We start from the raw sequence: 14,396 nt of genomic DNA on the forward strand, positions 1-14,396 counted from the left end.
AAAAATAAAGGTTAATCTTTACAAGGAAAACGCTACCACGTGTTACACAATCTTTATCCCGCATTAACGGGCAGTAAGACTCCCACCTCGAAATTCGGCGAATGCGAGGAAGTTAGATGGGAGATCAACTGCCCGTAAAAGCCCGATTGGTGAAGGCTAATAATCAGTGGGGGATGAAAAAAAAACCACTGATTAAAGTTTCACTTTATTTACAATATATAAGGGGTTTCTTGATACACATAATAATTCAGCCAATTAGAGAATAATAAGTTCCCATGACTCCTCCACCTAACAAGTGGCTTCTCATCTGGATTATTATGTTTAAAATAATTTTTTGGCACATCAATATTTAACCCTTTTTGGCAGTCCCGCTCGTATTCTTGCTTTAACGTATCACAACTATATTCACTATGTCCGAGTGCGAAAACTTGCCTTCCCTCTTGCCCAATAGCAAGATGAACACCCGCTTCTTCAGAATTGGCTAATAACGTTAATTCTTTCACTTTTTCAATGTCGCTCTCTCGTACTTCTGTATGACGAGAATGCGGAGCAAAAAACACTTCATCAAACCCTTGTAACAATTTCACATGTTGCTCGCGAACCTCATGTTCAAATACACCAAACATTTTTTCCGCAAGAGAATACTTCGGCACACCATAGTGATAATACAAACCTGCTTGTGCCCCCCAGCAAATATGAAGCGTCGATGTTACATTCGTTTTTGAATACTCCATAATACGTCCAAGCTCTTCCCAATAATCTACCTCTTCAAAAGAAAGAGTTTCAACTGGTGCTCCTGTAATAATGAGTCCATCAAATTTTTCATTCTCAATATCACGAAATGTTTTATAGAAGCTCGTTAAATGGTCCTGCGCTACATTGCGAGACAGATGCGATTCCATATGAAGTAAATGAACATCTAATTGCAACGGTGTATTTCCAATTAAACGAAGTAATTGCGCCTCTGTTTCTTGCTTTGTAGGCATTAAATTTAATATAGCAATTTTCAAAGCACGTATATCTTGTGTTACTGCTCGCTCCTTCGTCATTACAAAAATATTTTCCTTCTGCAATACTTTGCGAGCTGGTAAATCTTTATCAATTATGATCGGCATGTTGTTTGCCTCCGACTAGCGCCGCTTCTAAATCTGCAATAATATCAGAAACATCTTCTATACCGACCGATAAACGGATTAAATCAGATGTAACGCCAGCTAAACGCTGATTTTCTGTGCTTAATTGTCTGTGCGTCGTACTAGCAGGATGTATTACACAAGTTCTTGCATCAGCTACATGCGTTACAAGAGTTGCAAGTTTTACATTTGCGATAAATTCTTTTGCTGCTTCTAATCCGCCTTTAATACCGAAAGTTAAAACTCCACTAGCACCTTTTTTCAAATATTTTTGTGCTAACGAGTAACTTTCATTACTATCTAACCCCGGATAATTCACCCATTCAATACGATCATGATTAGCAAGCCACTTAGCAACTTCGAGAGCATTTTCACTATGACGCTCCATTCGTAAATGCAATGTTTCCAGGCCAATGTTGCTAATATATGCATTGAATGGGCTCATACAGTTTCCATAGTCTCTTAATAATTGAACACGCGCTTTCACAATATACGCTGCTGCTCCAAAATTTTGAACATAGCTTACGCCGTGATAACTCGGATCAGATTCGACAAGCTCAGGATATTTTCCATTTGTCCAGTCGAAGTTCCCTCCATCTATTACAATGCCGCCTAGAGAACTTGCATGGCCATCAATATATTTCGTTGTAGAATGGACAATGATATTTGCCCCATGTTCAAACGCCTGGCATAAATAAGGCGTCGCTAATGTATTATCAACGATAAAAGGTACTTCTAATTCTTTTGCTGCCGTTGAAAGTTCTTTGAAATTCAAAACGTTCATTGCTGGATTTCCTAACGATTCTGCATAAACGAGTTTTGTCTTATCATTAGCAAGTGCCGCAATTTCATCTGCCGTTAAATTAGGATTAAAGAACGTAACATCGATGCCAAGCTTACGCAAACTCACTCCAAATAAATTAAACGTTCCTCCGTAAACAGTTGAAGAACAAAGTAAATGGTCTCCACTACTGCAAATATTTAAAACCGCAAGCATAATAGCTGCCTGCCCAGAAGCTGTTGCAACAGCCCCTACACCGCCTTCTAAATCTGATAACTTCTGCTCAAATGCAGCTAGAGTAGGATTTCCAATACGCGTATATATATATCCTTCTGCCTCTAAATTAAATAGTGCTGCTAAATCATCTGACGTATCGTATTTATACGTTGTACTTTGATAAAGTGGCAAAACACGCGGCTCACCATTTTTTGGCGTATAGCCACCTTGCACACAAATCGTTCCTTTCCCCCATGATTCTCCCATCTCTCATTCTCCTTTCTTTTATCCCCCTATTTGCGGGCAGTAAGACTCCCACCTCAAAATTCAGCGAATGCGAGGAAGTTATGCGGGAGATAACTGCCCGATTGGTGAAGGCTAATAATCAGTGGGAGAGGGACAAAACCCCCACTGATTAAAGTTTCACTTTATGCAAAATAAAAAACTACCCCTTTCCTGAAAACAAGAAAGGAGCAGTTTGAAAACACGCTCTAAAGGCTCTTTCTTATCTCTCAGGATTATTACCTGCAGGATTTGGCACAATTCCGTTATTCGGCTGTTGCCAAGGTTTCATCGGGCCTGTCCCTCCACCTTTTCTTGATAAGACTATGCAATTACCGTTGATTTTATAGCAATAATTTCCTGATGTCAAATGGTTTTTCTGAATGTTCTAAATTAAATGTAAGGAATTTAATATAAACAACAAAAGAAATATATTCCATATTTATTTGAAAAAGACCTTTTAAAAACTCCGATCAATATATAGAATTAAATAAGTGGTTTAACCGCGTTGGTTTCAAATTTTCATGAGATCTCAATATATTGAATAAGCCAATCCCTCAAAAAGATACTATATATATTCAATTCATTTCACACTAGCATATTCAATCCTTTCTACATTAAAACTTACATAACGGAGGTACAACATGACAAATAAAAAGGACATGCACTATATACTCGTCCTATATGGCATTCTTTTAGGCTCTATAGTAGGAGCTACAGTCTGGTTATTTTTAGTTACAATAAATATCGGAATTCACTTTATTTGGGGATACTTACCTACTATTTTCTCTTCTCCCCCTTATTACACCGTTTGTGTAACAATCATCGGTGGTATCCTCGTTGGTTTAACACAAAAATACTTCGGTACATATCCACGCCTTATGCCGGAAGTGATGGCTGAATATAAAAAAACAGGTAGAATTGAATACAGTTTTGTACATAAAGCTACTTTAACTGCGATTATCGTTTTAATATTTGGAGCTAGTTTAGGCCCAGAAGCAGCACTTGTTGGAATTATCGGTGGACTTTGTACATGGGTAGGAGATCGCTTTAAATTTGCTTTAAAAGGGATGAATGAACTAACAGAAGTTGGAATTGGTGCTACTTTAAGTGTAATTTTTAATGCACCATTATTCGGTTTCTTAGCTCCGAATGAAAATGAGGGTGAACAAATTAACGAATTTTCTAAAGGAAAAAAAGCAATTGTATATTTAGCTACCACTTTTGCTGGTTTTTCCGTTTATTTATTGCTTAGTAAACTCGATAATCGTGGATCCTTTATTGTTGATTTCGGGGAAGGTTCCCTTTCTCTTAATGAATGGATCGCCTTTCTACCACTTGCTAGCATTGGTGCTATAGTTGGTTTCTTTTATTTCAAATTAGAATTCACATTAGAGAAATTAATCCACCCCTTCAGGGAATACAAGGTATCACTTGGAATTATAGGCGGTATTTTATTAGGAGTTACAGGAACTTTTCTCCCGTATACGTTATTTTCAGGGGAACATCAATTAAAAGATTTAGTCGTTGAATGGAGCCATTTATCTTTCTGGGTACTACTTCTTTCAGGGGTTTTAAAATTATGTATTACTGCCGTTTGTTTAAATACGGGTTGGCGCGGCGGACATATTTTCCCAATTATATTTGCTGGATCAAGTATCGGATATGCTATAGCTTCTATTATCCCTATAGATCCAATAGCTTCTGTAGCCATCGTCACGACAGCTATTTCAAGCTATGCATTAAGAAAACCAATAGCTATAACATTACTATTACTCATGTTTTTCCCGCTCAATTTATTATTACCGATGCTCGGGGCGGCGGCAATTGGTAATGCATTTCCGCTTCCTAAACATAACGAAACTAAAAATTAATACAAATAGGCAGTGGGGACAAAAGTTCCACTGCCTATTTGTATTATACATGCTGCTTTAATAGTGCGTATAATTCTTCAAACTTATGCACTTCATATGTTGGCACAATCTCGCTATCATTTGATTTCTTTTCTGGATTAAACCAACAAGTATCAATTCCTGCTACATATCCACCTTTAATATCGGCGCTTAACGAATCCCCAATAATGAGCCCTTCTTCAGAAGCGAAGTTAGGAATACGTTCAAAAACATAATCAAAATACTCTTTCATCGGCTTTTGGAATCCCGTATCTTCAGAAACAAAAATATCTTTAAACAATGCATGTAATCCTGCATTACGCAAACGTTTATCTTGCGTCTTAAAAATACCGTTTGTCACTATATATAAATCATACTTACTTTGAATTTGATTTATAAATTCAAACGCACCCTGCATGAGTTGGTTTCCTTCTTCTAAGTAGCTACGATAATTATTTTCGAATAATATTCCATCTACTTCTTCCCCGTACTCTTTAAACAAAATGGAAAATCGTGTATTTACAACTTCATTTCGCGTTATTTCACCTTTTTCAAAAGAACCCCAAAGACTTTTATTTATTTTGTTATAACGATCCTCTATCTCATCAGTTAAAAGAAGCTCCTTCTCTTCAAAAAGCATCCGTAAAGCAATTTTCTCAGCCTTTTGAAAATCTAGTAACGTATCATCCACATCAAATAGCAATGTTTTATATTTTTTCATAAACCCCTCACACCCTCTTTTCTACAAAAACAAATTTACATAAATCGTATCATTCTTCCTTGTAAAAATAATAGGAGATATCTCATACTACAAACAGGGGTGAAAATATGAAAACCAGCAAAAATGAGAAAGAAATTTATCAACACATGCAAATTCACCAATTTCATACTCTTTTTTCCTTTAATGTCTTACCATATGTAGAACTGCATTCTTTTCAAAAGAAAGAGATGATATGTAATGAGGGAATCGACCTCTCTTATCTCTATTACTTAATTTCCGGGAAAGCAAAAATATATATGAGTCATAAAAACGGGAAGGTTTCATTAATTAATTTTATTCAAGCACCTTCGTTCATTGGGGAATTATGATTAATTGGCGTAGAATCCGTTACAAAAGCAGTTGAAGTGATTGAAGATTGTATTTGCTTAGCGCTTCCTCTTAAAGATTGTCAGCACCTTTTATTGCAAGATGCTACCTTTCTACAGAAACTATGCAAATTTATTGGAGAAAAAACAATTACCCGAACGGAAAATTACGCCAAAAACTATAGTTATCCGTTCGAAAATCGATTAGCTGCGTTTATTCTATTAACGGAACAAAATAATTGCTATATGGAAAAACATACTGAGGCCTCAGAATACTTGAACGTCAGTTACCGCCATCTTTTATATGTATTAAACCAGCTTTGCCAGCAAAACTACTTAAAAAAAGAAGGAAGAACCTATTACATACAAAATCGAATTCAATTAGAGAAACTGGCTGACGAACTTAAAATATAAAAAAAGCAGCATTAACGTTTACATGTTAATGCTACTTTTTTCGAGTGACGATTATGTTTTTAATTAAAATTTACTTGCTACTTTAGCCGCTTCTTCAAGACCTGCTGTAATGATTTCTTCTGCTTTATCTGGGAATTGGTTATGTCCTTCAATAACTACCGTTTCCATATTTGTTGCGCCGAAGAAGCCCATCATGCTTGCTACATATTTAACAGCCATTTCTACTTCAGCTGCTGGTCCTTCAGAATATACGCCGCCGCGTGCATTTAATAAAGCAATCTTCTTATCTCCAATAAGCCCAACTGGACCTTCTGGTGTATATTTAAACGTTTTACCAGCACGGTTTAAATAATCAATATACGTGTGTAATACGGCCGGAATCGTTAAGTTCCATAATGGGAAACCGAAAACTACTTTATCAGCTTCTAAGAATTGATTTAAATACTTATCAGCAACTGCTACCACTTTTGCTTCTTCTTCTGTTAAATCAAATCCTCTACTTGCTTTGAATGTACCATTAATCATATCTACGCCTACATATGGTAATTCTTCTTTATATAAATCAAGTTCTACTACTGTATCATTTGGATGTGCTTCTTTATAGTTTGCTAAAAATGCCTCGTATAATTTCACACTAACTGCTTGTTCCGCCGGACGGTTGTTTGCTTTTACAAATAAAACTGTTGCCATTGTTTTTCCTCCTACTACTCACTCTTATGTTGTTATATATCACTTACGAAAAAGGGTACTCCCTTATAATTGTTGTTGCTTACAAATACATTTTATCTTTATATCAAGACAATTTCGTCCTCACATAGACGTATTTTTCCATAAAAAAAGTCCACCTTCTAAAGGCGAACTAGGTCTTACGACTTTCGTCTTATACAATTCCATTTTTCACTGCATATAATGCTGCTTGTGTGCGATCAGATAAATGTAACTTACTCAAAATACTACTCATATGAGCTTTTACCGTTTTTTCTGTAATAACTAAAACAGAAGCGATTTCTTTATTACTCATCCCTTTCGCCAATAGCTGCAATACTTCATTTTCTCTCGCTGTTAACACATCCACTTGAACGGAAGGTTCTTCTTCTTTTTCTTCCTCCGGTAAAGTTTGAGAAAGAAGAGCATTTGCTATATCTGGATGTAATTGAATATTACCTTTATACGCGCTTCGAATCGCTTCAACAAGTTGATCTGGTTCCACATCCTTTAAAATATATCCACTTGCCCCAGCTTTTAATGCTGGCAATACATGTGCTTGATCAGAAAAACTAGTTAATACAATTACTTTCACGTTTGGATATTCTTTTTTAATACAAGCTGTTGCCTCAATTCCATCCATCTCAGGCATATATAAATCCATTAATACAACATCTGGACTCGTTTCACTTACTTTTACTAACGCTTCTTTCCCATTGTTTGCTTCCCCGACTAATTCGAAGTCTTCCTGTGTACTTAGAAAAAATGCTAATCCTTTTAACACAACTGTATGATCATCAACTAATAATACTTTTATTTTCACAAACTTCCCTCATTTTCACATCATAATGGTACATTTACTTTTACACTCGTTCGTTTTTTACTACTTACAATTTTAATCGTTCCACCAACTAACTCTACTCTTTCGCGCATCGTAGTCATACCGAGCGATTTCTTCTCTTTTACATCCTTTTCTACAAACCCATTTCCTTGATCCACTATTTCTAATGATACATTCTTCTCTGTCACTTTGAAATAAATCGTTGCTTCTCTTACATCAGCATGCTTACTTACGTTATTTAAAGCTTCTTGTCCAATTCGCCATAGCGCTTCTTCTACTACGCGCGGCAAATCACGCACACCTGTAACTTGTTCCCGAATTTTCAACCCTAAACTTTCACCATATTGCTTTAAAGCTGGTAATAACCCTTTCTCTAATCCAGCCGGACGGAGTTGCCAAATCAATGTCCTCATTTCTTTCAAGGCGCCTTGTGCTAATTCACGCATCTCATGCAAAGACTGGTCTACCTTTTCATTTTTACCCTTTAAAACAGCTTCAGCGCCTTTCGTCATAAAGGTTAATGAAAACAACTTTTGTGACACAGAATCATGTAAATCTCTAGCTAAACGATTACGTTCTTCCATTCGTACAAGTTCACGACGTTTTTCATTTAATCTTAAGTTCTCTATCATTAACGAAATATGATTTGCTAACGCTTGTACTACATCTATCGTATTTATATCAAATTCTCCATTATTAGAACTTACACTTAATACTCCAAATATATGATTTTGAATATGTATCGGAATAGCGATAACTGCCCTATTGGGATGCTCTATATTACCAACCTGACGCTTCAACAAGACAGACTCTTCTTTTTCCAACGCTTCCTGTGCTGCCGCCCTCAAATCATCTTGTAGTTCACCCTTCTTATAAGAAGCTCTCACAGCTAGTTCATTTTCTTCTCTAATAAAGAATGCAACTTGCTCCCATAGAAATAAACTCCCTATTTGCTTTACAATCTCTTCTGGTAATGCATTAAATTTATGAATTGTCCTTAAAGCTTGAATAAAGCGTTCTAACTTTACATAATAATGAGCTCTTCTCTTTTCATTTTCATACAGTTTTGTACGCTTTAATGCCGTTCCAATTTGAAAGGCAACTGATTGTAATAGTACTAATTCTTCTTCAGAAAAATGTGTTTTACCTGGGCTAGCTACATTTAATACGCCAAATTCGTCTCCACCTGCTTTGAGCGGTACTGTCGCATGATGTACAATCCCTTCTGTATCTCCCCAGTTGTATTCAATTGCATTATTAATTCTCTTACATTCAATAATATTAACTGCTCGCTCTAATTTCCCTTCCACAAAGCTGTGTAGGCACCAGCAATTCCCTTCACACATTGGTCGTTTATTTTCGAATTTCAATCCCTCTGGTAATTGGTAATCAATTAATTTTGTATATCTACCATTTTCATCCGCAAGGAAAATCCATCCTGTCGTTAAACCAGTTACATTCAATAGTTTTTCTAACACAGCTTGAAGTACGTGATATGTATCATTTGAGGTATTCAACGTTTCTGCAATCTCTTTCAATATAACTAATTCATTTGTACGATTCTCTTGAAACATAATTCGTCTCCTACATACAAGATTTTAAATAGTACTTAACATAAATCATCTACTTTTCACTTTGTACTTATTCGTAACATTGATATAATAGTGAAAACATAGTTTTCATTATATCACTTGAGGGGGCTTTCATAATGACATTAAATAAAGCACTTACAATCGCTGGTTCTGATACAAGTGGCGGTGCTGGTATACAAGCAGATTTAAAAACATTCCAAGAACTTGGCGTATATGGGATGACATCACTTACGACAATCGTAACAATGGACCCACATAACGGTTGGGCACATAACGTATTCCCAATCGCAGCTTCTACATTAAAACCACAATTAGAAACAACAATTGAAGGCGTTGGCGTAGATGCTTTAAAAACGGGTATGCTTGGATCAGTAGAAATTATCGAAATGGTTGCGGAAACAATTGAAAAGCACAATTTCGAAAATGTAGTAGTTGATCCTGTTATGGTATGTAAAGGAGCGGATGAAGCGTTACATCCTGAAACAAATGACTGCTTACGTGACGTTCTTGTTCCAAAGGCATTAGTTGTAACGCCAAACTTATTTGAAGCATACCAATTAAGTGGTGTGAAAATTAATTCTCTTGAGGACATGAAAGAAGCTGCAAAGAAAATCCACGTTTTAGGTGCTAAATACGTACTAATTAAAGGTGGTAGCAAACTAGGAACAGAAACTGCTATTGATGTATTATATGACGGAGAAACATTCGATCTTCTAGAATCAGAAAAGATTGATACGACAAATACACACGGTGCAGGTTGTACATATTCTGCTGCAATTACAGCAGAACTTGCAAAAGGAAAAACTGTGAAAGAAGCAGTAAAAACTGCGAAAGAATTCATCACAGCTGCAATTCGTCATTCATTTAAGATTAACGAATATGTAGGACCAACACATCACGGTGCATACCGCAAATTCGTTGCACCGAAAGAACTTGTCTAACATAAAGCTTTTTATTCATAAATTTGAACATATATTAAAACCCACAGAACATTTATTGTTCTGTGGGTTTTAATTATTTTGCAGAAATGTTTTAAAGTACTTCCCGAATTTCTATGATGCTGAACTAACTTTGTTTCTACCATTTCTTTTTGAATAATATAACGCATCATCCGCTGATTGAATAAATTGATCAGGTGATTTTTTATACTCTGAAATCCCGACAGAAACTGTGATTTTAATTTTCTTTCCATTTTTCATTTGGAATGAATGCTTTTCAACAGCTAATCGAATTTGTTCCCCTATACGAATTCCAAATGCTAATCCCTTTTTTGGTAACAACAGGGCAAACTCTTCGCCACCCTTTCGAAAGACTAAATTTGGGAATGGTGCATTCTTTAGCAAAATACGTCCTACTTGTTTTAATACTTCATCCCCAGCAGGATGGCCGTATGTATCATTTACATACTTAAAGTGATCAATATCGATAAGTAATAAACAAAGTGAATCATTTTTCATATACTCGTTACCAATATGGCGATTCATCTCTAAATCAAACTGCCTTACATTTCCTAGATTCGTTAATGCATCTATCGTTGCATAATGCCTCATCGTTTGAAATAATTCATTCGATTGCAATACGTAACTTGTACTTACAAATGTGATGTATGCCGCTACAATACAACAAATTAAATATAATGCCACTACATATAGATCCTTAAATAAAATATAAAGTGGTAGTATTAAAATAGACAAACTGTACACATTAAACCATATCCATTTTGTAAATATAGAAATCTTCATCCGCCAAATGGGGGTAATACCAATCCCTATTGCCACGATAGTATAGCAAGCCAATTCAGATGCTAAAGAATACTCAGTAAAAAATACCCGCGTTATTAAAATGATCACAACTGTTATACTACTAGCTATTGGGCCACCAATTATAATTGCCAAAACAACAGCTAAATAACGTAAGTCCAACATAATATCTTCAATATGTACACCAAAATGCATCAATAATATACTTAATATTCCAGTTAAAATACCGACCAAACATTTCTGCAAAAAAGAGAATCCTTCTTTTAATGGCTTATCTCTTAAAAACTGAGCACCCACAAAGATAAAGGAAAGAATGATTGTCATATTTACAAATAGATCTCTGAACATAAACTAATCTCCCTACTTTTTCTTTTCCATCTATCCCTTTCTATATGTTATTGTATTACGAAATCCCTATAATTCCCAAACTTTTTTGTTTTATTGTTCCACGTGGAACAGCAAAAAGCAAACTAAAAAAGGAGACGAAATTTCGTCCCCTCCATTAACAACATCGCGATATCTTTCCGCCTTTTGCATTAAATCTAGCTTCTTGTGCCTCAGCAAAAAATTGCTTTTGACATAGAATTTTCTCTTCTGGATGATGTACTTTCATGTGATTTACATACGTTTCATAACTTGGAACTCCGACAAGTAAACTAATAAATTGCTTTCTCTTTCCCCATACGTTCCGTAAACTTTTAAGCATAGTTCCTCGACTCACTTTCATCTCTTGGAATATATGGTGCCTCTTTTAACGGCATTGGCTTATTTCTTAATACCTGAATCCAAATTCGAAGTGCAGAAATTAACACAGCAATTACAACTATCATAAAAATTCCACAAAGTGCCGCATCAATATAGTCATTAAAAATAATTTGTTTCATTTGCGCAACATTTTTAGCTGGAGCTAATACCTTCCCATCATCTAACGCTCCCTGAAATACTTTCGCATGTGATAGAAATCCTATTTTAGGATTTTCATGAAATAACTTTTGATAACCAGCTGTCATCGTTACAATAAGTAATCCTACAGTCGGAATAAGCGTTACCCATACGTATGCCTTTTTCCCCATTTTGAATAAGATTGTCGTTCCAAGTAATAATGCAATCCCCGCTAACATTTGATTTGCAATACCGAAAAGTGGCCATAGCGTATTAATTCCACCAAGAGGATCTACCACCCCTTGATATAAAAAGTACCCCCACCCTAGTACGCATAGTGTTGTAGCTACCACATTTGCTAATGTTGAATCTGTTTTCGCAAACGGCTTATATACATGACCTAAAATGTCTTGAATCATAAATCGCCCTACGCGTGTTCCGGCATCAATCGTTGTTAAAATAAATAGTGCTTCAAAAAGAATAGCAAAATGGTACCAAAATGCCATCATCGCCGTTCCGCCTATTACTTGCGAAAATATATACGCCATACCAATTGCCAATGTTGGTGCACCACCTGTACGTGATAAAATGGTCTGTTCTCCGACATTAACAGCAAGTTCTTTTAATTCATTCGGTGTAATAGCAAATCCCCATGAAGAAATAACTTGAGCTGCTTGTGATACATCCGTTCCAATTAGCGCTGCTGGGCTATTAATTGCAAAATAAGTTCCCGGTGTTAATACACAAGCTGCAATCATAGCCATTGCCGCTACAAACGACTCCATTAACATCGCTCCATAACCGATTGGCCTTGCGTGGCCTTCTTGCTCAATCATTTTCGGCGTCGTGCCTGATGAAACGAGAGCGTGGAATCCCGACACAGCACCACAAGCTATTGTAATAAATAAGAACGGAAATAAATTCCCCGAGAAAACAGGCCCTGTTCCATCAACAAATTGAGATACTGCCGGCATCTGCAAATCTGGAGCTACAATTAAAATACCAATTGCTAACCCAAGTATCGTCCCTATTTTTAAAAATGTACTTAAATAATCACGTGGCGCAAGAAGCATCCAAACTGGTAATGCTGATGCAATGAATCCATATACGATAAGCATAATAGCAATTGTCTCACCACTAAAAGTAAACATACTTGCAAGTGTCGGATTTTCCGCCACATATTGTCCTCCAATAAGAGATAAGACTAGTAGAACAATACCGATTACTGATCCTTCTCCTACTCGCCCTGGCCTAATGTAACGCATGTAAACTCCCATTAAAATAGCAATTGGAATCGTTGCTGCGATTGTAAACATTCCCCATGGGCTTCCAACAAGTGCCTTCACAACTACTAAAGCTAATACCGCTAATAAAATAATCATAATACCTAAAATACCAATCATTGCAATTAATCCTGTAACAGGACCAATCTCATCTTTAATCATTTCTCCTAATGATTTACCATTACGTCTCATTGAAGCAAATAAAATTACAAAATCCTGTACAGCTCCAGCAATGACTACCCCAACAATAATCCAAATTGTCCCAGGTAAATACCCCATCTGTGCCGCCAAAATCGGTCCTACTAAAGGACCTGCCCCTGCAATCGCTGCAAAGTGATGTCCGAATAAAACCCATTTATTTGTCGGAACATAATCCTTGCCATCATTTAACGTATGAGCAGGTGTTTGTCTATTATTATCTAGGCCAAAAACTTTCCTCGCTATAAATCTACTATAAAAGCGATAAGCAATCGCATACACTGATACAGCAGCAACTAATAGCCATACAGCATTAATTGTCTCACCTTGCGATAACGCTATTACACCAAAAGCCGATGCTCCTAGCGCTGCAATAACTCCCCAAAGCAAAATTGATTTCAATGTTTTCACATACAATCCCCCCATTACTACTTCTTAGTGGAGATTGTACTAAATTTTCTGAATACTTTACTTAAATCCTCCTTATCATGAAGGATTTTTAGATTATCATGTTAAAATTCTCTCATTACTTGTCACAGTTCAATTTTATTTCGAAGTCGTTTTACATAATTGCGGCTTACTGGAATCGGTTGCTCATCGTACCTGTCTAAATGCAAATTATACGTGCCATTATAATAAGGTTTAAGTTCTTGTACATATGACATATTAATTAAATAGCTTTTATGTACACGTAAAAAATCATATGCATTTAGTTTATTTTCTAATTCCTGGAGTGTGTATGTTGAAATATACTGATTATTCGTTGTATAAATTGAAACGGTTTTGTTTTCCTTATTTTTACTTACATATACAATATCCTCCGGGAAAATATATCTAATCCCCTCATGGCCTTCTATCGGCAGTTTACGCAAATGACTCTTTGCTTTCTCACCTTGTTCTTTTCCCATTTTATATAAAATGAATTGTAAATCTTCTTCACGAAATGGTCGTAATAAATAATAAAACGCTTGGAAACGAAAAGCTGTAATTGCCTCTTCTATATCCTCACCAATAAAAATAAATTTCGTATAACAATGCACTTCTCGTAATAAACTCGAATATTCAAAACCAGTACCATCCATTAATTGCGAATTTAAAAAAACAAAATCAGGTGTATGTTTTTTCATTATTAGCAAAGATTCTGTTCCAGTTTCCGCTTCAAAACATTCTACATTTCGAATGTTTTCAGTAAAGTTCTCAACTAATTTTCTTCGCTCTTCTGTTTCTTCCATGATAAGTAAGATTTTCATTTATCTAGCCACCTAATTCCTTTGTCCATATGTCTTGTTGTATACATTCGCTTTAGTAAGAAACAATCCCTTTTTCTTACT

The 14,396-nt window shown here is 35.9% G+C and carries 12 protein-coding genes, 1 pseudogene and 1 riboswitch; of the genes and pseudogenes, 3 read left to right on the forward strand and 10 right to left on the reverse strand.

Translation table 11 applies throughout. The features are described from left to right. Positions 1 to 209: 209 nt before the first annotated feature. Together metA and MR071_RS09040 are read right to left on the reverse strand one after the other, a co-directional pair. Entirely contained in the window at positions 210 to 1,115 is a 906-nt protein-coding gene (metA, locus tag MR071_RS09035; protein ID WP_242235758.1) for a homoserine O-acetyltransferase MetA, read from the reverse strand. Beyond that, positions 1,099 to 2,397: a bifunctional O-acetylhomoserine aminocarboxypropyltransferase/cysteine synthase gene (locus tag MR071_RS09040; RefSeq protein ID WP_242235760.1), complete on the reverse strand. Its 1,299-nt coding sequence runs from the start codon at positions 2,395 to 2,397 to the stop codon at positions 1,099 to 1,101. The genes metA and MR071_RS09040 overlap by 17 nt, the downstream gene beginning before the upstream one ends. Before the next feature lie 235 nt (positions 2,398 to 2,632). Continuing rightward, a riboswitch (SAM riboswitch) is annotated at positions 2,633 to 2,737 on the reverse strand. Between the two features lie 319 nt (positions 2,738 to 3,056). Between MR071_RS09040 and MR071_RS09045 the strand changes: the two genes are divergently transcribed. Then, positions 3,057 to 4,286: a chloride channel protein gene (locus MR071_RS09045; RefSeq protein WP_105586761.1), complete on the forward strand. Its 1,230-nt coding sequence runs from the start codon at positions 3,057 to 3,059 to the stop codon at positions 4,284 to 4,286. Between the two features lie 43 nt (positions 4,287 to 4,329). On the opposite strand, the gene MR071_RS09050 is transcribed toward MR071_RS09045, so the two are convergent. Next, positions 4,330 to 5,025 (reverse strand): YjjG family noncanonical pyrimidine nucleotidase, encoded by a 696-nt coding sequence (locus MR071_RS09050; RefSeq protein WP_242235762.1) that lies wholly within the window; start codon positions 5,023 to 5,025, stop codon positions 4,330 to 4,332. A gap of 107 nt (positions 5,026 to 5,132) precedes the next feature. Here MR071_RS09050 and MR071_RS09055 point away from each other — a divergent pair. Beyond that, positions 5,133 to 5,804, forward strand: a pseudogene (locus MR071_RS09055) (transcriptional regulator YeiL). A 63-nt stretch (positions 5,805 to 5,867) separates the two neighbouring features. Here MR071_RS09055 and MR071_RS09060 read toward each other — a convergent pair. From MR071_RS09060 to MR071_RS09070, 3 genes are all read right to left on the reverse strand, one after another. Beyond that, on the reverse strand, positions 5,868 to 6,494 hold the full coding sequence (locus tag MR071_RS09060) for an FMN-dependent NADH-azoreductase (protein WP_000246731.1): 627 nt from the start codon (positions 6,492 to 6,494) through the stop codon (positions 5,868 to 5,870). A 190-nt stretch (positions 6,495 to 6,684) separates the two neighbouring features. Beyond that, positions 6,685 to 7,332, reverse strand: coding sequence for a response regulator (locus tag MR071_RS09065; RefSeq protein ID WP_105586759.1), 648 nt, complete (start codon positions 7,330 to 7,332; stop codon positions 6,685 to 6,687). Between the two features lie 20 nt (positions 7,333 to 7,352). Continuing rightward, on the reverse strand, positions 7,353 to 8,924 hold the full coding sequence (locus MR071_RS09070; RefSeq protein WP_105586758.1) for a GAF domain-containing sensor histidine kinase: 1,572 nt from the start codon (positions 8,922 to 8,924) through the stop codon (positions 7,353 to 7,355). A 134-nt stretch (positions 8,925 to 9,058) separates the two neighbouring features. Here MR071_RS09070 and pdxK point away from each other — a divergent pair, with 134 nt between their 5' ends. Further along, positions 9,059 to 9,883 (forward strand): pyridoxine/pyridoxal/pyridoxamine kinase, encoded by an 825-nt coding sequence (pdxK, locus tag MR071_RS09075; protein WP_242235764.1) that lies wholly within the window; start codon positions 9,059 to 9,061, stop codon positions 9,881 to 9,883. Positions 9,884 to 9,994: 111 nt separating this feature from the next. Here pdxK and MR071_RS09080 read toward each other — a convergent pair whose 3' ends face one another. The 4 genes from MR071_RS09080 to MR071_RS09095 form a co-directional block, all read right to left on the reverse strand. Then, a complete protein-coding gene (locus MR071_RS09080) occupies positions 9,995 to 11,050 on the reverse strand; it encodes a diguanylate cyclase (RefSeq protein WP_242235766.1) in 1,056 nt (351 codons plus the stop codon). 154 nt (positions 11,051 to 11,204) lie between these two features. Continuing rightward, the gene (locus MR071_RS09085; protein ID WP_002113158.1) at positions 11,205 to 11,408 is read right to left on the reverse strand and encodes a YbdD/YjiX family protein; all 204 of its coding nucleotides are present in this window, start codon (positions 11,406 to 11,408) and stop codon (positions 11,205 to 11,207) included. Then, positions 11,401 to 13,476, reverse strand: coding sequence for a carbon starvation protein CstA (cstA, locus tag MR071_RS09090; protein WP_105586755.1), 2,076 nt, complete (start codon positions 13,474 to 13,476; stop codon positions 11,401 to 11,403). The genes MR071_RS09085 and cstA overlap by 8 nt, the downstream gene beginning before the upstream one ends. A 122-nt stretch (positions 13,477 to 13,598) precedes the next feature. Continuing rightward, positions 13,599 to 14,315 (reverse strand): LytR/AlgR family response regulator transcription factor, encoded by a 717-nt coding sequence (locus MR071_RS09095; RefSeq protein WP_242235768.1) that lies wholly within the window; start codon positions 14,313 to 14,315, stop codon positions 13,599 to 13,601. Between the last annotated feature and the right edge of the window lie 81 nt (positions 14,316 to 14,396).

The sequence above is a fragment of the Bacillus cereus group sp. BfR-BA-01316 genome (genome assembly GCF_022664195.1).
Lineage (GTDB): Bacteria > Bacillota > Bacilli > Bacillales > Bacillaceae_G > Bacillus_A.